The 18,910-nt window shown below is 46.7% G+C and carries 13 protein-coding genes; 7 read left to right on the top strand and 6 right to left on the bottom strand.

The window, feature by feature from the left end; translation table 11 throughout:
• Positions 1-23: 23 nt before the first annotated feature.
• Complete coding sequence (gene sucC / locus FXO21_RS16415) at positions 24-1,247, top strand: ADP-forming succinate--CoA ligase subunit beta (RefSeq protein ID WP_149641092.1); 1,224 nt, start codon at positions 24-26, stop codon at positions 1,245-1,247.
• 204 nt (positions 1,248-1,451) lie between these two features.
• Here sucC and FXO21_RS16410 read toward each other — a convergent pair whose 3' ends face one another.
• From FXO21_RS16410 to FXO21_RS16400, 3 genes are all read right to left on the bottom strand, one after another.
• Positions 1,452-2,786, bottom strand: a complete 1,335-nt coding sequence (locus FXO21_RS16410) for a GntP family permease (RefSeq protein WP_149641091.1) — start codon at positions 2,784-2,786, stop codon at positions 1,452-1,454.
• A gap of 12 nt (positions 2,787-2,798) precedes the next feature.
• The gene (locus FXO21_RS16405; protein WP_149641090.1) at positions 2,799-3,950 is read right to left on the bottom strand and encodes an alpha/beta hydrolase family protein; all 1,152 of its coding nucleotides are present in this window, start codon (positions 3,948-3,950) and stop codon (positions 2,799-2,801) included.
• A gap of 151 nt (positions 3,951-4,101) precedes the next feature.
• The gene (locus FXO21_RS16400; protein WP_149641089.1) at positions 4,102-4,977 is read right to left on the bottom strand and encodes a diacylglycerol/lipid kinase family protein; all 876 of its coding nucleotides are present in this window, start codon (positions 4,975-4,977) and stop codon (positions 4,102-4,104) included.
• A 45-nt stretch (positions 4,978-5,022) separates the two neighbouring features.
• On the opposite strand from FXO21_RS16400, the gene FXO21_RS16395 reads away from it, so the two are divergent.
• The 6 genes from FXO21_RS16395 (at position 5,023) to FXO21_RS16370 (ending at position 13,862) form a co-directional block, all read left to right on the top strand.
• Complete coding sequence (locus FXO21_RS16395; RefSeq protein WP_149641088.1) at positions 5,023-6,051, top strand: App1 family protein; 1,029 nt, start codon at positions 5,023-5,025, stop codon at positions 6,049-6,051.
• 45 nt (positions 6,052-6,096) lie between these two features.
• Positions 6,097-6,783: a response regulator transcription factor gene (locus FXO21_RS16390; protein WP_149641087.1), complete on the top strand. Its 687-nt coding sequence runs from the start codon at positions 6,097-6,099 to the stop codon at positions 6,781-6,783.
• Between the two features lie 9 nt (positions 6,784-6,792).
• Entirely contained in the window at positions 6,793-8,160 is a 1,368-nt protein-coding gene (locus tag FXO21_RS16385) for a sensor histidine kinase (protein ID WP_149641086.1), read from the top strand.
• Positions 8,161-8,264: 104 nt separating this feature from the next.
• Positions 8,265-9,512 carry a TolC family protein gene (locus tag FXO21_RS16380; RefSeq protein WP_149641085.1) on the top strand — a complete coding sequence of 416 codons (1,248 nt, stop codon included), beginning with the start codon at positions 8,265-8,267 and terminating at the stop codon, positions 9,510-9,512.
• A gap of 49 nt (positions 9,513-9,561) precedes the next feature.
• A complete protein-coding gene (locus tag FXO21_RS16375) occupies positions 9,562-10,650 on the top strand; it encodes an efflux RND transporter periplasmic adaptor subunit (RefSeq protein WP_149643515.1) in 1,089 nt (362 codons plus the stop codon).
• 104 nt (positions 10,651-10,754) lie between these two features.
• Entirely contained in the window at positions 10,755-13,862 is a 3,108-nt protein-coding gene (locus FXO21_RS16370; RefSeq protein ID WP_149641084.1) for an efflux RND transporter permease subunit, read from the top strand.
• A 131-nt stretch (positions 13,863-13,993) separates the two neighbouring features.
• Here FXO21_RS16370 and FXO21_RS16365 read toward each other — a convergent pair whose 3' ends face one another.
• The 3 genes from FXO21_RS16365 to rpoN are packed head-to-tail and all read right to left on the bottom strand — an operon-like array spanning position 13,994 to position 18,400.
• Complete coding sequence (locus tag FXO21_RS16365) at positions 13,994-15,445, bottom strand: hybrid sensor histidine kinase/response regulator (RefSeq protein WP_149641083.1); 1,452 nt, start codon at positions 15,443-15,445, stop codon at positions 13,994-13,996.
• A 21-nt stretch (positions 15,446-15,466) separates the two neighbouring features.
• Positions 15,467-16,927, bottom strand: coding sequence for a sigma-54-dependent transcriptional regulator (locus tag FXO21_RS16360; protein ID WP_149641082.1), 1,461 nt, complete (start codon positions 16,925-16,927; stop codon positions 15,467-15,469).
• 30 nt (positions 16,928-16,957) lie between these two features.
• On the bottom strand, positions 16,958-18,400 hold the full coding sequence (gene rpoN, locus FXO21_RS16355) for an RNA polymerase factor sigma-54 (RefSeq protein WP_149641081.1): 1,443 nt from the start codon (positions 18,398-18,400) through the stop codon (positions 16,958-16,960).
• Positions 18,401-18,910: the final 510 nt, after the last annotated feature.

Genomic DNA, 18,910 nt, shown 5'->3' with positions numbered 1-18,910 from the left:
AATACCAATTTACTTTTATACTCATGAATATTCACGAATATCAAGGCAAAAGCGTTCTTAAAAAATACGGTGTGCGTATTCAGGAAGGTCTCGTCGCCGACACGCCTGATAAGGCAGTGGAAGTAGCACGCGAGCTAAGCCAGCAAACGGGCACCAAATGGTATGTTGTAAAATCACAAATTCACGCCGGTGGCCGTGGTAAAGGCCGTATCGTTGGAACCGAGCAACGTGGCGTAGCACTTGCCAAATCAGTAGAAGATGTCAGGACGATCTCCAATAATATTCTGGGTAAAGTACTGGTAACTCACCAGACTGGTCCGGATGGAAAACGCGTAAACAAAGTACTTATTGCCGAAGACGTTTACTACCCAGGCGCAAGCGAGCCGAAAGAATACTATCTGTCAATCCTTTTGGATCGTGGCAGAAACTGCAATGTGATCATGGCCAGCACCGAAGGCGGGATGGACATCGAAGAAGTTGCAGAGCATACTCCTGAAAAAATCATGAAGGAATGGATCGATCCGAAAGTTGGATTGCAACCGTTCCAGGCACGTAAAGTAGCATTTGCACTTGGATTGGAAGGCGATGCTTTCAAAGAAATGGTGAAATTCATCACTTCCCTTTACAAAGCCTACGTAGAAAGTGACTCATCGATGTTCGAAATCAACCCGGTTTTGAAAACATCTGATAATAAAATATTGGCGGTTGACGCGAAAGTAGACCTGGATGACAATGCATTGTACCGTCACCCTGAACTGGCCGAAATGCGTGACACCAACGAAGAAGATCCTTTGGAAGTAGAAGCAGGTGCTAATAACCTGAACTACGTTAAATTGGATGGAAACGTAGGTTGCATGGTGAACGGCGCGGGACTTGCGATGGCGACCATGGATCTGATCAAACTTTCGGGCGGAGAGCCTGCTAACTTCCTGGATGTTGGGGGTGGCGCGAATGCACGTACCGTAGAAGCAGGTTTCCGTATCATTCTCAAAGATCCTAATGTAAAAGCGATCCTGATCAACATCTTCGGCGGTATCGTTCGTTGCGATCGTGTTGCTGCGGGTGTAGTGGAGGCTTACAAAGCGATCGGCGAAATTCCTGTACCGATTATCGTTCGTCTGCAAGGAACGAATGCCGAGGAAGGTGCCAGGATTATCAACGAATCCGGATTGAAAGTTTCTTCTGCAATAGAATTCAAAGAAGCTGCGGCGAAGGTTTCAGAAGTACTGGCCGAGCTGGGCGTTTAAAAATATCATATTGCTTCTAAAAATGGCGGCCGGTTTGGCCGCCATTTTTGTTTTATGAATCTGCGATGTCGGTGTTGTCCCGGCACCTCATATTGAACTTGTTGGTGACAACACCAACAAAGGCTAATTGGTAGCGCCCTTCGACTCCGCTAAAAAGGACAATCGTTTGTAGCATATGCTCACGCACTTTTTTTGCTACGCGTTTTAAACCAGTATCCAATACAAAACCATCGTCGTAACGAAGCTCAATAAACCCTGTAGGCCTGTCAAAATAGTATGCGTACGGTAAGTGTCTTTGGCTGAAATCCCTGTAAACTGTGATACTACCCAAAACCATGCATCATTGGTATGCGAAACGACCATTGCGCCGCTGCCTACTGCCATGACAACCAATGTGATTTGCACGGGCGTGACAAATCCGAGTGAGCCGAGTAACGGCGCCAGAATACTGGTAGTCAATACCATGGAGGATGTAGTGGAGCCTTGTGCCGTTTTAAAGAATACGGCGATAATGAATGCGATCAAGAGCAGGTAACCGCCAGACATTTCGTTATTCAGCAGCCACACGCTGACCATTTCCTTCAACGGAGTTTCCTTCAATATCGCGCCGAATGCACCGCCGGCACCTACCAGAACCAGCGTGGTTCCACAATGCTCGATCCCACTTTTGAAACACGCCATCATGCGCTCAGCAGCAGCTTCGGCAAATAGTGAATAACTGAAAAAGATCGCCAGCAAAAATGATACGAGCGGACTGCCGAAAAAACCCAGCCATTTAACCCAAACTTCCGGAAAGTCGAGGATACGTGCAAATGAGGCAAGTGTGATTAACAAAATAGGCAATACAATCGGCATGAATGCCTTCCACGCTGGTGGAAGTTGGTTTTCAGGAATCATCACAGGTTCCTCAACCGCCGCATCGGCGACAATCTCAACATTACGCGCATATTTTCCCGCAAACCAGGTGGAAAGAAACAGACTGGGTATTGAAACGATCAACCCAATTAAGATCACCAGCCCCACTGAATCTGCAATACCCAGATTACCGGCAGCGGACAAGGGTCCGGGAGTAGGCGGTACCAATGTGTGTGTTGCAAACAGCCCTCCTGAAAGCGAAAGCGCAACGGCCGCCAGTGGTCGACCGGTTCTCTTAGCCACGATCTGGTTCAGTTTATGCAAGATGATAAATCCAGAGTCGCAGAAAACAGGTATCCCCACAATTCCCCCGATTACTGACATTGCAAAAGCAGGTCGCTTTTCGCCGAAGAGCTTTAAGATCACATCCGCCACTTTGATCGCCGCGCCCGATTTATCCAGAATAGCGCCGATCACGCAGCCTAATATTACCATTAAGCCAATTTTCGACATCAATTCACCGAACCCCTTTCCAATCGTTTCCGCAAGTTTGTCAATAGGAAGTCCGGCAAAAACGCCTACCCCTATCGCCGCCAGCAGCAGCCCGACGAGCGGATGTAATTTGAAAACGGTGGAACTGAGGACAATGAATACAATCGCGGCAAAAACGATGATGATGATCATATATGGGATTTGTTACAAAAGTCCCATAACAGCTGCGTCGCCCATTACCGCGTTGGCGGGTCGTGGGTGGGCTTCGTTGAATACTTCAAGTTCTTTTTGGGTCAAGACCTTTGCAGGTTCTTCATCCACATTTCCCTGTGAATCCGTTACCGCTTTTAAATCCAGCTTTAAATGTTTAGCCATAAAGGCATACATCGCTTTTCTTTTGGAAGGGCCAAAGTCATGCTTTTCGTCTGGCAGGTGAACCGCTTCCAGCCTATCTTTCTTCCCGTATAAACCGTAAATGCTCTGGATAAAAGGAAACTCTACATTGGGTGTGTTTTTCGTCCAATCACCACCGTCTGAAATGAGTATCATAGGTCTGGGTGCGGCCAGCGCGGCTATTTCTACATTATTGGTCTGGTATTCTCCCTTTTTATGGATTGGCATTCCGCTTTCACAAACGCAACCTCCAAAGAAATAAGCCGACACCATCACTACCGGCACCGAAACCTTCACACGGTTATCCAATGCTGCCAGCAGGAAGGTCTGCGTACCACCACCTGATTCACCCGTTACCGCCACCCGCTCAGGATCTACGCCCGGAATGGTGAGTAAGAAATCCAGCGAGCGAATGCTGTTGATTGTCTGCAATTTGAGAGCCTTCGGCATTTTATGTTCACATTGCCTGGCGTCCCCCTGCCCTACCATATCCCAGACAAACACAATCGCCCCCATTCTCGCAAGCGTTGCACAGCGTTTCTGGGTCTGCTCTCGAAACCGGCCGTGCGGGTTCTCGCCATGTCCGTGCGGAGCGAGTATGCCCGCGTAAGATTTCTTCTTTTTTAATGGTTTGTATAAATTGCCAGTAACATAAATGCCCGGCATACTCTCGAAAGCCACACTTTCGATCGAGTAACCGTCCATTTCCTTTCTGCTGTGAATGATCGGCTTCGAAGTCGGTTTTACTGGCAACGTTTTCAGGTCCATTCCTTCACGGATCTGCCGACGGATCTGCTCGGCCCGGCTTTCCCAGGCGATTTTCGAAGTCGGAACGTGTTTTTCCAGGAATGCTTTGCCCTGTTCTTCGGTAAAATAGGCCCCCTGGCAAAGTTCGTGCTGCTGCGCAAAACATGCGGACGACAGGCCCAGCATGCTTAAAAGGATCGTAAAGGCGATTTTCATAAGGTAGAAGTAACGCGATTTGCCACAAAAAGCATTTCCTGAACGGAGAATACTGCTGCAGCGATTTTTAATGTAGTCTCAGAGGGGCGCTCCGCCGATGTTGGTGACAACACCAACATCGGCGCAAGCACCAGCAATGATGGTTCTCAAGTCAGACTATCGCCACTTTAATATACTTCTCCAAGATATGCGCCTCCACTTTCTTCACCATGCCCTTGTATTCCCCATCAATCTGAAAATGTGCTTCTTTATCGATGCACTCGATCACAGCGTCTTTTACAGAAATCACAGTCATGATCTCCGGGTTAAAATCCGTGTTGCCCGCGAGGATTTTAGCTGTTTCGATGAAATCCAGTTTCTTCGCAATTACAAGTTCAAAAAGCCCGTCGGCCATATCCCCTGCCGGATTGATTGTAACACCGGTACCATATTTTTGCGCATTAGCGATAATGACGATCAGCGCGTCCGTCTCGATCACTTCTCCGCCTGCGGTGATCTTCGCCAGGAAATTCTCGTGCTCGCTCAGCGTTTTCAGCATCTCACGTGCATAGCCAAGCTTACCGCGCGTTTCACTGTTTTCATAATTTTTGACCAAAAGTGCATTTAAACCCAAATCACTCAAATGCAAACTAATATCTCCATTAATAGAAACAGCATCCATATGCATGACATTGTCACCAAAAGCAACTTCAATAGCCTGGTCGATGGAACCTGAAAGGCCAAAATCGACTGATAGCCCGTTGGCAGAACCCGCGGGGATAATGCCCATGATCGTATCTAAACCAAAGGCTGCTTGCGCGACCAGTGAGATCGTCCCATCGCCTCCCGCCACGAGAATCCGTTCCGGCCTGATCGTCGTGATCATTTCCATGAGAATATCCAGATCCCGTTCGCCCGTTGTGGTATAAATGCGGAGATCGTATCCCTCCTGGCCCGTTTTTTCTATTACTCTTTCAAAAATTACGTCTTTGTTGACATCTCCGGAGATCGGATTAACAACCAGCAAAACTTTTCGTTCTGGAAACATATTGGCTAAATTAGGGACCAAAGTCTAAGTGGGTTAAAGATAGTTATGAAACGTTGTGACTTAAAGTTGTATCGCGGTTATGCGAATAAAAAGGAACTGGTCGTATTTGGACATATCGTAAAAAAATATCCCTCAGGTGATCGAAAATACACGCGTAGCGGCTTTCGGTATGCCCGGACCATCATTGAGCTGTTCTCTGTTAGGCCTATCCCGTTTCTGAAAGTTTTTCTAAAAGTGGGCAACCTCACGGCGGAAACTACCGCCGAGGCAGATGGCTATTTCAGGTTTCAGGTTCCTTTTGTCGAAAGTATGCCCAGTGGCTGGCATACCTACGAAGTGACCGTGGACGATGAAATCAATGGAAAGCAATTCCACGCAACCAGCACAGAAGAGTTTTTTGTCCCATATAAAAGTTCTTACGGACTGATTTCCGACATTGACGATACATTTCTGATCTCCCACAGCCGCCGCTCGTTCCGAAAACTGTTCCTGCTGCTTTCGCGCAATGTACAGGCGAGGAAGCCTTTCGACGATGTAGTCAAACATTACCAGCTGCTCTCTTTCGCAAGCAGGACTCACCCCCAGAAAGACAGTAATATTTTTTTTTATGTGTCAAGCAGCGAATGGAACTTGTATGATATGATTGTCAGGTTCGCCGAACTGAACGGTTTACCAAAAGCGGTTTTAAAATTAAAGAAAATCAAATCCGGCCTCGACGATTTCGTGATGACAGGCGGCGGCTCGCACCTGCACAAGCTCAGGAAAATCCATAATGTGATTAACTTTTATCCTGAACTACAATTTATATTGCTGGGTGATGATTCGCAGAAGGATCCCGAAATCTATGAAGAGATATGCCGGGAATTTCCTGACAATATCCGGGCTGTTTATATCCGGCAAACCAGAAAACGCAGCAAGGCACTGACTACCACGCTTTTAAAAAATATACAGGATTTAGGCGTTGATACATGTTATTTTGCGCATAGTAACAAAGCGATCATCCACTCGCTCGATCACGGCATCGTTTTTCAAACGCCTGCCGAGCCGGAAGTTTTACCCAAAGATATACTTTGAAACTTCCGCTAAAAGTGCAGCCGGAGTATCTATAATTGCTTCCTTATGAAAAAAATACTGATTGTAGAAGACGACCGCAGGATCGCTCAAAATATTTTCCGCGGGCTTGCCGCCGAAAATTTTGAAACAGAAATTGCATACGACGGCATTACCGGTAAGCAGCTCGCACTGGAAAAAAAGTTTGACCTGGTGTTGCTGGACGTCAATTTGCCCGGCATGCGCGGTTATGAGGTTTGTCAGCAGATCCGGATTTATAAACCCGCACTTCCCATTATCATGCTCACCGCTTATGGAGAGATCGAGGATAAAGTTGAGGGGTTGAACAGAGGCGCTGACGATTATATAGTTAAACCATTTGATTTCCGAGAATTACTGGCCAGAATCAACGCTTCTCTCAGAATATCAGAGTTAAATAATCCGGAATCCACCGACAAGATATTAAAGATTGCAGACCTGGAAATGAACCTGGGAACCAAGCAGGTAAAAAGGGCCGGTAACCCGATCGAACTTACTGCAAAGGAATTTGCATTGCTTGAATATTTCATGCAGCACAGAGGAAGGGTTGTTTCAAAAATGGATCTGGCCGAGCATGTATGGCACCTCAATTTTGACCCGGGGACAAATGTAGTGGAAGTGTATATCAATTATTTACGTAAAAAAGTAGACAAGGATTTTTCGGTTAAACTAATTCATACTCGGCCGGGAATGGGTTATATTATGAAAGAAGAATAGTTGATAGATATGAAAATAAAGGAACGTATCGCATTGCAATTTACGCTACTGGTGGCGGCGGTACTGCTATTATTTTCACTCGCTATTTACAGTGTTTCCGAACATTACCGACAGGAAGAATTTTATGACCGCCTGAAAAGCCGCGCTCAGACAACCTGCCGGCTGCTCGTCAAAGTGAAAGGGATAGATAAGGACCTGCTCAAAGCGATCGACCAGAATACCCTGTCCGAAATGCTCGATGAGAAGGTTTTGATATTCGACCGAAATAACGATATGGTCTATTCCAGCGTCGACGATAAACTCATCACCTACCAATCCTCTCTGCTGGACGAGGTAAGGGAAAAAGTGTATATCGAATTTCACCAGGGCGAAAACGAGGTGATCGGCTTGCTTTACCAGGACGAAAGCGAGCCGCTGGTAGTGCTGGCTTCGGCCTACGATACGTTTGGACACAGCAAGCTCGCCAATCTGAGACACACACTGGGATGGGGCTTGCTTGCTGGCATTGCGGTAACTGTGGGGCTGGGTATCTATTTCGCCGGGAATGCATTGCGGCCGATCAGCCGGATCAATGAGCAGGTATCGCTGATTACGGCGCAGAATTTATCTCAAAAACTGGACGAAGGCGACCGAAAGGACGAGATCGCGCAGCTGGCCATCAATTTCAATACCGTACTGGCCAGGCTAAACAATGCGTTTGAGCAGCAAAAAAGCTTTGTATCCCACGCTTCCCACGAGCTTCGTACTCCGTTGGCAGCGCTCAAATCCGAGATACAACTGGGTCAGCGTTTTACAAAAAATAATGCAGACCTGGAAGAGGTTTTCGGCAACCTGTTTTCTGATACCGAGCGGCTGATCAGCATTACCAATAGTTTGCTATTTCTGGCGCGGTCGTACGAGCATTCCACCAATTTCAAAATGACTTCGATCCATATCGAAGATCTCGTTTTTGTGGCGAAAGACGAATTGCTTACAACTCATCCAGAATACCGGGTAGATATCGACTACGAGCGCATTCCGGAAAATGAAAACGAAACGGTAGTGAAAGGAAATGAGGAGCTGCTAAAACGTGTATTCGTCAACCTGCTCGATAATGCCTGTAAGTATTCCGCCGACCGCCATGCCCGGATTATCATCGCGACTGATTCAAAATTCTGCACCGTAAAAGTGAAGGATAACGGGATCGGGATCGATAAAACCGAGTTGCCGAATATCTTTGACCCCTTCTACCGGTCGACCTCCGCAGCCGAGCAACCAGGCTTTGGAATAGGCCTTTCAATCTGTCAGCGCATCGTCGAACTCCATCACGGGAATATTTCGGCCAGCAGCGAACTGGGCGTCGGAAGTGAATTTAATGTGCAGCTAAACCACGTTTAAAAGCTGCTGCGCCCCTATTTTGCCATTCTAATTTTTTTCTAACGTTATTTTAAGCCTGCTGTAATACTGCCGTCCGAATATCGCATCATTCTAAAACAGAAAATATGCGAATTTACATGATCGGGCTGTTCATATTTTTGGCGAACAGCTTACACGCACAGGACACCCTCAATCTATCTATCAGGCAGGCTGACAGCCTTTTTCTCCAGAATAACCTTTCACTGCTAGCGGAAAAATATCAGATCGATATCGCAAAGTCCATTGAGGTGCAGGATAAGCTTTGGAACAATCCCACATTCGGTGTTGAAATAAGTGCCTACAACCCTTCCAGGGGCGCTTTCGATGTCGGCAGGAATGGTCAGAAGGCTTTTACCATTTCACAAATGATTACCCGTGCAGGGAAGCGAAACAAACAAGTGGCGCTGGATGTGGAATCGACGCGTAAAAGCGAGTACCAGTTTTTTGACCTGGTGCGCACACTGAAATTTGAGCTTCGGGAGATATTTTTCGAATCCTATTATCTGAAGCAGACAGTCGCGCTGTATGACAACCAGATCAATACGCTTACCAGCACGGTAACAGCATTTCAGAAGGAATATGAGCGTAAAAATATTTCGCTCAAAGAAGTCGTGCGCCTCAAAGCTCTGCTGTTCCAGCTTTCCAACAACCGGGCAGACATTCTTTTTGAGTTACAGGAAAACCAGCGCGACCTGCGTACCCTGCTGAGCATTGACCAGCCTGTAAAATCGGTCGTTGACAGTTCAGATATCCTCCGATACCAGCTCGATCGCTATACACCAGCTGCATTACAGGAAAAAGCATTGCAAAGTCGCGCTGATTTGAAAGTGGCCCAGTCGCAAACCAAGGAAGCGGAGCTTAACTATACTTTACAAAAGGCGCTCGCAGTGCCGGATATCGAGGTGGGAGCGATTTACGACCAGGCCAGCAATTATGTCAACAACTACTTTGGTGTGAACGCCTCTATTTCGCTTCCATTCTTCAACAGGAACCAGGGCAATATCCGGGCGGCAAAAAGCAGTATCGGCTACTATAAAACCGCCGAAAATGCACGTCAAAACAGCATTACGAATGAAGTAAATGCCGCTATTCAAAAAGTCAGTGTCGCCGACAAAGCATATCAGAGCGTAGAAAGTCAATTTTCTGATCAGTTTCAATTACTCAGCACCGGCATTTACGACAACTTCCAGAAAAGAAACATAACCCTCCTCGAATTCATCGATTTTATCGAAACCTACAACGAAAGCATTAAGGAGTACAACCGCCTGCAAGCAGACCGCATTAAAGTCTACGAAGAGCTGAATTATGTGGTTGGTGAAGAGCTATTCAATTGAAAATAACAAATATCAACATTCAAAAACGGCCTGGCCATTTCAATCCATGATGAAAAATATAGTCTGTGCAGCGGCATTTGCATTCGCTGGACTCGGTATCACCGGCTGCGAAAAGAAAAAGGAGGAAATCCGGGAGTCGAAGGCATTTATGCTTTCCGATACCATGATGAGCCGCATTACGCTCGATACTGTTCGCACGGAAGCTGTACGCAACGAACTGACCCTGATCGGCAAAGTGGTCCCGGACGAAAACCAGGTGATCAAAATTTACCCGCTTGTGGGCGGAAATGTGGAAGAAGTAGATGTGGAGCTGGGTGATAATGTTCGCAAAGGCCAGAAACTGGCCGTGATACGATCGGGTGAAGTAGCTGATTTGGAGCGGCAAATGATTCAGGCACAATCGGATCTGCTGGTAGCGCAGAAAAACCTTTCCTCGACCGAAGATCTCTTTGAAAGTAAACTGGTACCCGAACGCGACGTCATATCCGCACGCCAGATGGTTGATAAGGCACAAGCAGAATTGGGCAGGATCAAAGAGATTTTCTCGATTTATGGTCTGGGAAAATCTACGAATTACACAGTCAAATCCCCTATCAACGGTTTTATAATAGACAAAAATGTCAACCGCGGCATGCAGCTGAGGTCAGACAATACAGAAAGCCTTTTCACGGTCGGCCAGATCGCCGATGTGTGGGTGATGGCCAATGTCAACGAGAGCGATATTCCGAGGATTAAACTGGGTATGACGGCCGAGGTGCGCACGATCAGCTTTGCGGACGAGGTATTTAAGGGGAAAGTGGACAAGATATATAATGTGCTTGACCCTGATACCAAAGCGATGAAAATCCGCATTCAGCTGCAAAATGTTGGTTTTAAACTCAAACCGGAAATGCACGCAACAATAAGCCTGAATTTCGAAGAAGGCAGCCAAATGCAGGCGATCCCATCCAAAGCGATCATTTTCGACAGAAGCAAAAACTGGGTAATGGTTTTCAATGGTCGCAGCAAGATCGAAGCCCGCCCCATCAACGTATACCGCGTCCTCACCAACCGCGCCTACGTAACATCCGGCCTGCGGGAAGGAGAGCGAGTTATTTCTAAGAATCAGCTGCTGGTTTATAATGCAATGACTGAATGACCGAATGTGTGAATGACTGAGCCATCACAATTCACTCATTCACAAACTCACTCATTCACTCATTCACAATTCAGTCATTCGATCATTCAATCATTCATTAACCCATGAATAAATTCATCCGGGGGATCGTAGGATTTTCCCTTAAGAACCGCTTTTTCATTTTTTTTCTCACCGGGCTGATGGTTGTCGCCGGGGTAGTGAGCTACCGGAGTACGCCGCTGGAAGCATTTCCGGACGTTACCAATACCCAGATCATCATTGTGTCGCAATGGAACGGTCGGAGTGCCGAGGAAATAGAACGTTTTGTAACACAGCCGATTGAGATTGCCATGAACTCTGTCCAGCGCAAGGCAAATGTGCGCAGTGTAACCATGTTCGGGTTGTCGGTTATCAAGATTATTTTCGATGATGATGTAGAGGATTTCTTCGCGCGGCAGCAGGTGAATAACCAGCTTTCAACCGTATCGCTGCCCGATGGCGTAGCCCCCGAAGTGCAGCCACCTTACGGCCCGACGGGAGAGATTTTCAGGTATACCCTGGAAAGCAAAGATCGCGACAGCCGTGAACTGCTCACCTTGCAGAACTGGGTAATAGACCGCCAGTTACGCAGTGTTCCGGGCGTCGCCGACGTGGTTGCATTCGGAGGGAGGGAGAAAATATATGAAGTACAGGTTAATCCAACCAAACTCGCCAAATATGACATTACCCCCCTGGAAGTTTACGAAGCGGTTACGAAAAGCAATGTGAATGTGGGTGGGGATGTGATTGAAAAAAATGCGCAGGCTTATGTAGTGCGCGGGATTGGCTTGCTCGAATCTATCCCTGATATCGAGAACATTATCGTAGAGTACGTCAAAGGTTATGCAGTCCTTGTGAAAGACGTGGCTGATGTCCGGGAGTCGGATTTGCCACGGGTTGGACAAGTGGGGCTAGGTAAGAAAGATGATGTAGTAGAAGGGATCGTCGTGCAGCGAAAAGGTGAAAATCCAAGTGAGGTATTGGGGCGGATCAAAGAAAAGATCAGCGAATTAAACACGAAGGTCCTGCCTCCGGATGTAAAAATGGTTACCTTCTATGACCGTGACAACCTGATCGAATTTTGCGCGAATACCGTAAAGCATAACCTGATCGAGGGCATTGTATTGGTGACCGTCATCGTATTCCTTTTCATGGCCGACTGGCGTACAACAGTGATCGTATCGATCATTATCCCACTCGCGCTATTATTTGCATTCACTTGCCTGCGCCTGAAAGGAATGTCGGCCAACCTGCTTTCAATGGGGGCGATCGACTTCGGTATCATCATCGATGGGGCCGTGGTGATGGTAGAGGGTATTTTTGTAGCCCTCGATCATCTGGCGCACAAGAATGGCATGGCGCGATTTAACAGGCTGTCAAAACTTGGATTGATCAAAAAAACGGGCGGGGAGCTGGGAAAAGCCATTTTCTTCTCCAAGCTCATCATCATTACCGCTTTGATACCGATATTCAGTTTCCAGAAAGTAGAAGGGAAAATGTTCAGTCCGCTGGCCTATACACTTGGTTTTGCATTGCTGGGCGCACTGTTCTACACCCTCACGCTGGTACCCGTTCTTTGTTCATTTTTATTAAACAAAAATGTCCGTGAGAAAAAGAATCCGGTTGTTAATTTCTTCGACACTACCATTTCGCGTGGGTTTAACTGGTGCTATAACCACAAAAAAATCAGTTTGCTGGCAGCGACCGGATTTCTGGGCATTTCACTTTTCTCGGCTACCTGGCTCGGAACCGAGTTTCTTCCCCAGCTCAACGAAGGCGCACTCTGGGTTACGGCAGAGCTTCCAATGAGCATGGCGCTCCCCGAGAGTGTAAATATGTCCCGTGATATCCGTAAAGATTTGTCCACATTTCCCGAAGTAAAACAGGTACTTTCTCAGGTTGGGCGCTCCAACGATGGTACCGACCCGAACGGATTTTATTTCTGTCAATTTCAGGTAGACCTGCTTCCCAAAAAGGAATGGAAGCGAAAAATCAGTGTAGAAGAATTGACAGATGAAATGAACAAGCTACTTAGTAACTATCCCGGCGTGATTTACAACTATTCGCAGCCGATTGTGGATAACGTAGCGGAGGCAGTGGCCGGTTACAAGGCCAGCAACGGTATCAAGATTTTTGGAAGTAACCTGGAAGAATTGGAAAAATATGCAAATACAGCCATGGAGGCAATCAAAGATGTAGACGGGATTAAAGACCTAGGCTTGATCCGGAATATCGGTCAGCCTGAAATAAGTGTAATCCTGCATGATCACAAAATGGCACAATACGGCGTTAATACCGCCGATGCCCAGGCAGTAATTGAGATGGCGATAGGCGGTAAAACTGCCTCCATCTTATATGAAGGCGAACGGAAATTCGATATCCGGCTGCGCTACCAGGAACATTACCGCCGCGACGAGCAGGACATTAAAAACCTGATGGTACCAACAATGTCGGGTGGAAAGATTCCATTGAAAGAGATTTCAACCATACGTACGACTACTGGTGCGGCCTTTGTTTACCGGGAAAATAACAAGCGTTTTATCGGTGTAAAATTCTCTGTACGTGGCCGCGATCTGGGCAGTACCATTGCAGAAGCGCAGCGGAAAGTACGTGAAAAAATGACTGAGCTCCCGAAAGATTATTCCGTAGAGTGGGTTGGCGAATTCGAAAATCAGGTGCGCGCCACAGACAGGCTCGGACAGGTGGTGCCAATCAGTCTGATCGGGATTTTCATCCTGCTGTTCATTATGTTCAACAATGCGAAAGATGCCGGGCTCGTGCTGATCAATGTCCCTTTTGCGCTGATCGGTGGGATACTTGCTTTGCACGTCACGCATATGAACTTCGGGATATCGGCCGGAGTGGGTTTCATAGCGCTTTTTGGCCTTTGTGTCCAAAATGGTGTGATCCTGATCTCGGTATTCAATAAAAACCTGTCAGCCCGGATGCCACTCGACGATGCGATCCGGGAAGGGGTAAAAGCGCGTATCCGGCCCGTGGTCATGACTGCATTGATGGCAGCTATCGGTTTGCTACCCGCTGCGACTTCAACCGGTATAGGGTCTGAAACGCAAAAGCCACTCGCGATTGTCGTTATCGGCGGATTGATTACAGCAACCGTGCTTACTTTACTGATATTCCCGATCATCTACGGGTTTTTTAACCGAAAAAGCAAAACTGCTTATGCAACCTGATCGGCCCGTCACTCCGGCGATCCTGAGAAATCACTTTGATTGAAGGAATCGCCGGAGCAATCCGGCTTAAAGAAACTAGCGGTGAGGCTTATACGCGGCGCGAAAAGTCTTTTAAGAGTTTGTCACTTGGGTCATGCTTGCACCTCCTGTGGAAGGGCGTTCAGCTTGAAGGTAATGGTAAACGTCGTTCCTACTCCTACTTCGGATTGCACATCGATCCGCCCGTGATGCGCGTGGATAATGCTCATCGTTGTAGATAAACCGATCCCCATACCATTATTCTTACCCGTGAAATAAGGTTCAAATATTTTTTCCACATGTTCCTCGCTGATGCCGGAACCATTATCGGCAAAAATCACCTGAATGCTGTCGCCCTGACTTCTGGTAAATATCCGGAGGATACCCTTATCCTCTTCCATTGCCTCTATCGCATTCGTGATCAGGTTCAGAAATGCCATTTCAAGGGAAACCGGATCAAGCGGAATAGCCAGTTCCTCCTCTGCGAAGTAATTGACGATCTGTATTCTTTTTAATTGTACCCGGTCGAGTGCCGAACCGATTGCCTGTGTCAACACAGCATGCACCGAGTTATGAACCAGCTCAATATCCGTCGAAGTGGAAGGCTGCAAAAGCTGTGAAATTAAATCGTTGATCCTCGTACAGTTACGTTTGATGATCTGGGTATAAAATTTCTGATCTTCATCGGTCAGCTCCATTTCCAGCTGCTCCGCAGAGAGGTTCACGTTCGTCAGCGGGTTGCGGACCTCATGGGCGAGCATACGTACCAGGCGACCAGTAACGGCCATTTTCTCTGAAAACAAACGCTCCCGTTCCGATTGCTTCCTGGCAGTCATATCATGCAAACGTCCCTGAATGTACGGATGGTCATCATCCACTTCAACCGATGCAGAGAAAAGACAGTACTTCTTTTCCCCGTCTTTCGTAAGCAGCCGCACCTCGTGATCGTGAATAGTGTGGTCTTTGATGTTGTTCCAAAGCGCACTGAAATTTGGATCTTCGATAAGGTCCAGGATGTTACGAAGTTTGAGATTGTCCTCCGCGTACCCGGTCATCACACTGCCCGATGCATTCAGGTCGATGATGTTGCCTGCCAGGTCACTGATAAAGAGAAAATCGTTTGATTCTTCAAAAACGCGGCGGTATCTTCTTTCACTGTGTTTTAACGCCTTCAAAACCGAAGTCCTTTCCAGAGCATATCTAATGCTTCTTTCCAGTTTTTCCGCGTCCAGTTCACTTTTGATGAGGTAATCCGCAGCGCCCAGCCGCAATGCCTCTACGGCTATCTTGGTATCACCTTTACCAGTCAGAAGAATAATAGGCTCTTCACATTCGAACTGGCAGGCAAGATTGATCAGGTCGATACCCGTACTTTCCCCCAGCAGGTAGTCGAACAGGTATAAATCGTATTTTTTGGTTCTGATTTCCTTTTCAGCATCCCTGAATGTCGCGCACCAGGTAATATCGAATTTCCAGTTGACAAGGTCATTAAAGTATTCTCTGGTCAGGAAATAATCGTCCTCATCGTCATCAACGAGAAGCACCTTGATAAGTTTGTTATTCATCCTGCATCGTCCTTTACCCCACTAAATATCAAACTGCTTCATCTTATTATAAAGCGTCTTTCTGTCAATATTCAGCAAACGGGCCGCTTTACTTTTATTGAAATTAACATCGCGCAGAACCTGCATGATCATGTCATATTCAGCTTCGTTGGCTACCGTTTTCAGACTGGGCTTCGACTCGTCTGCGTCCACATTCTCTGCAATTCCGGAAATGGCGGGTGCAATTGCGGCTGGTTCTTCATCGAGATCTTTCAGCTTACGGTAATTTACGATTTCAAAAGGCAGTGACTTTTCCTCGATCAGATCTCCGTCAGAAAGTAATGTTGCTCTTTTGATCACATTTTTCATCTCCCGAAGGTTACCTGGCCACGAATAGTTAAGGAAATCGCTTTTTACTTCCTCAGAAAAACCACTCACATTCTTGCTCAGTTCGGCATTGGTTGTTTCCAGAAATGCATTCGCGAACAACATCAGGTCGTCTTTTCTGTTCCGTAAGGCCGGCACTTCGATCGTAAACTCGTTGAAACGGTAATAAAGATCTTCCCTGAACTTACCGGTTTTAGCCGATTCCAGCAGTCGCTCGTTACTGGCAACGATGATCCGGACATCCAGCTCAATCTCCTTAGAACCACCGATCCGTCGCATTTTGCGCTCCTGTACTACCCGCAAAAGTGCAACCTGGATTTCATAGGATAAATTGGAAACTTCATCTAAAAACAGGGTACCCCCATTTGCAAGCTCGAAATGCCCGATTTTGGTATTAAGCGCACCTGTAAAAGATCCTTTTTCGTGCCCGAACAATTCGCTACCCGCCAATTCTTTCGAAATCGCACCGCAATCCATTGCTACGAAAGGCATGTCTTTCCGTCGCGATCTGTTATGTATTTCCTGAGCGATCGCCTCTTTTCCAGAGCCGCTTTCTCCATAAATAATCACACTGAAATTGGTAGGGGCCACCAGGTCGACCTGCCGGAAAAGGTTATCCGAAACTTCGCTTGTACCCATAATGTAACCCGCTTTCGTCCGCGGATTCATCTTTCTGGCAGGTTTGGGGTTCGTTTCAGATGCTGAGCCTGAGGAAGCCGCTGCGGTGTATTCCTGCTCTTCGTTCTGAGAGGACTCTGCATCGGCAATAGCCTTTTTCACCGTAACCAATATTTCGTCTGGAAAAAGTGGCTTGGTAATATAATCGTAAGCGCCCAGTTTCATGACACTTACAGCGATTTTGATGTCTGAATAGCCCGTTATGATCAGCACAGGCACGTTTGGACGTTTCGCTTTGATGGCAGTAAGCAGCTCGGTTCCGGTGATATCGCCGAGGCGGAAGTCCGTCATTACAAGATCGGGCGATATGGATTCGATCAGTGCCAGACCATCTTTCCCGTTTTGTGCTGTTTCTACTATAAAATCATTCTTCGACAAAAATCTCTTCAACAGAAAACAAATATCTGCCTCATCGTCAACAACAACAATTTTTTTCATGCAGGTTTTTAGGGCTTAATATAGTTGATTTTAAATAGTCACTCTCAGTCTGGCCGTGGGTATATTCAATTGCTCGCGATACTTTGCTACTGTACGTCTCGCAACCGAGTATCCTTTTTCCGAAAGCATATCTGTGATCTGCTGGTCGTTATACGGATGTCTTTTATCTTCTGCAACAACGATTTCCCTGATCGCTTCCTGAATTTCCCTGTTAGACACTTCGGTACCGTCTTCATTGGTGACACCCTCCGTGAACAGGTCTTTCAGCAGCACGATCCCGAAAGGTGTCTGCACATATTTGTTTGTAGTAACCCTGGATACCGTTGAAATGTCCATACTAATGATTTCAGCAACATCTTTGAGGATCATCGGTCGCAGCTTTTTGACATCCCCCGACTGGAAATAATCGTATTGGAGCCTGACAATCGCTTTTAGCGTGCTAAGCATTGTATTCTCCCGCTGCTTGATGGCGTCGATAAACCATTTTGCAGAGTTCATTTTATTTTTCAGGAACTGATTCGTGGCCTTGTCGTTCTTTTGCTCGGCCATTTGGGTAAATACCTTGCTCAATTTCAGAGCAGGACTATTTCCCCATGTCAGCTGCACTTCGATCTCGCCATCCTCGGTATACCACAGCATGAAGTCCGGCTTAATACTTTCATTCACAATGGAATCGTTGCGCAGGCCAGAAGCAGGTTTCGGGTTCAGGGTTGTGATCAGTTGAATCGCCTTTTTCAGGCATTCTTCATCAAGGCCCGTAATGCGCATGATCTTGTCATAATTCCGCGAACCCAGCTCGTCGAAAGCATCTGAAACGATCCGGTAAGCCGATTTCCACGTGTCATTTTGGGTTTCCATACGGTTCAGCTGGATGAGCAGGCATTCACGCAGATCATTCGCCGCAATGCCCGGGGGATCCAGTTGCTGGATTATTTTAAGCATTGCATCCACTTCCTCCGTATCGATGAACATGCTGTTGGCGAACGAAATATCATCCGCAATCACCTCACTATCACGTCTCAGAAAGCCATCTTCATCCAAAGAATCCAGGACAAAATCCGCAATGAGCTGCTGCCTGTCATTCAATCTAAGAAAATGAACCTGTTGTTTGAGGTCGTCCCGGAATGAAATCGACTCCACCATAGGACGCGTATACAATTCATTGTCGGCCGACTGATTATTTGCGTAGGTTTTATAATCCGGTATATCGTCATCCCTGAACTCGTCCCAATCATAATAATCCTGAACGGAATTATCCTCCCCTGTCCCTGTATCTGCCGGATCCTGAAACTCGTCGGCAGTTTCTTCTGCTGCATTCTCCTCCTTCCCCTCTTCCAAAATCGGGTTTTCCTCTAACTCTTCTTTGATTCTCTGTTCAAGCTCCATCGTCGTCAAATGCAGCAAATTCAGCATCTGGATTTGTAATGGAGAGTATTTTAAGGTCTGCCTTTGCGTCTGCGTCTGTCTTTGCATAGAGCAAGTAAGGGTAAAATGGTAGTTCTCTTAATGCTTTAAATTTACGATTCTTTATCCAATCTTCGGGTAAGTAGGAGCCACGATCGCAAAGATTGCGTAGTTATTTCCACAGACTGAGTATTATAATTCAGAATGTAGAGACACTCTACACGGTCGGTGCTATTCGTCAGGTTTCAATTCCCATTTAACGACGTGGCGGCCCGGACTGAAAGCTTGAAGACAGATGCTGTCAAGCTTAGTATTTTCTTGGCATCGCAGCAAATATATTTGCCTGATAATCATAAGTATGGAGGGATCGCCGCTCGAAAAATCCGATTTTCTTCCGACTTACCGGCTCCCTCTTAATGATAGAAAAAACTTATTACAGTGCGATTTGTACATCCGCCGTCAGAGACCCGAATAAAAAGACAATTAAGTAACTAACAAAAGCCTTGCCGATTTCTCAGTAAATACGCAGGTGGTAAAAAATCCCCTCGCAAGATGTTCCCGATAAAACGAAAAAACCCT

Source organism: Dyadobacter sp. UC 10 (assembly GCF_008369915.1).
Classification (GTDB): Bacteria; Bacteroidota; Bacteroidia; order Cytophagales; family Spirosomataceae; genus Dyadobacter.
Note: the sequence above shows the minus strand (reverse complement) of the source record. Positions and strands in the feature narration are given on the sequence as shown.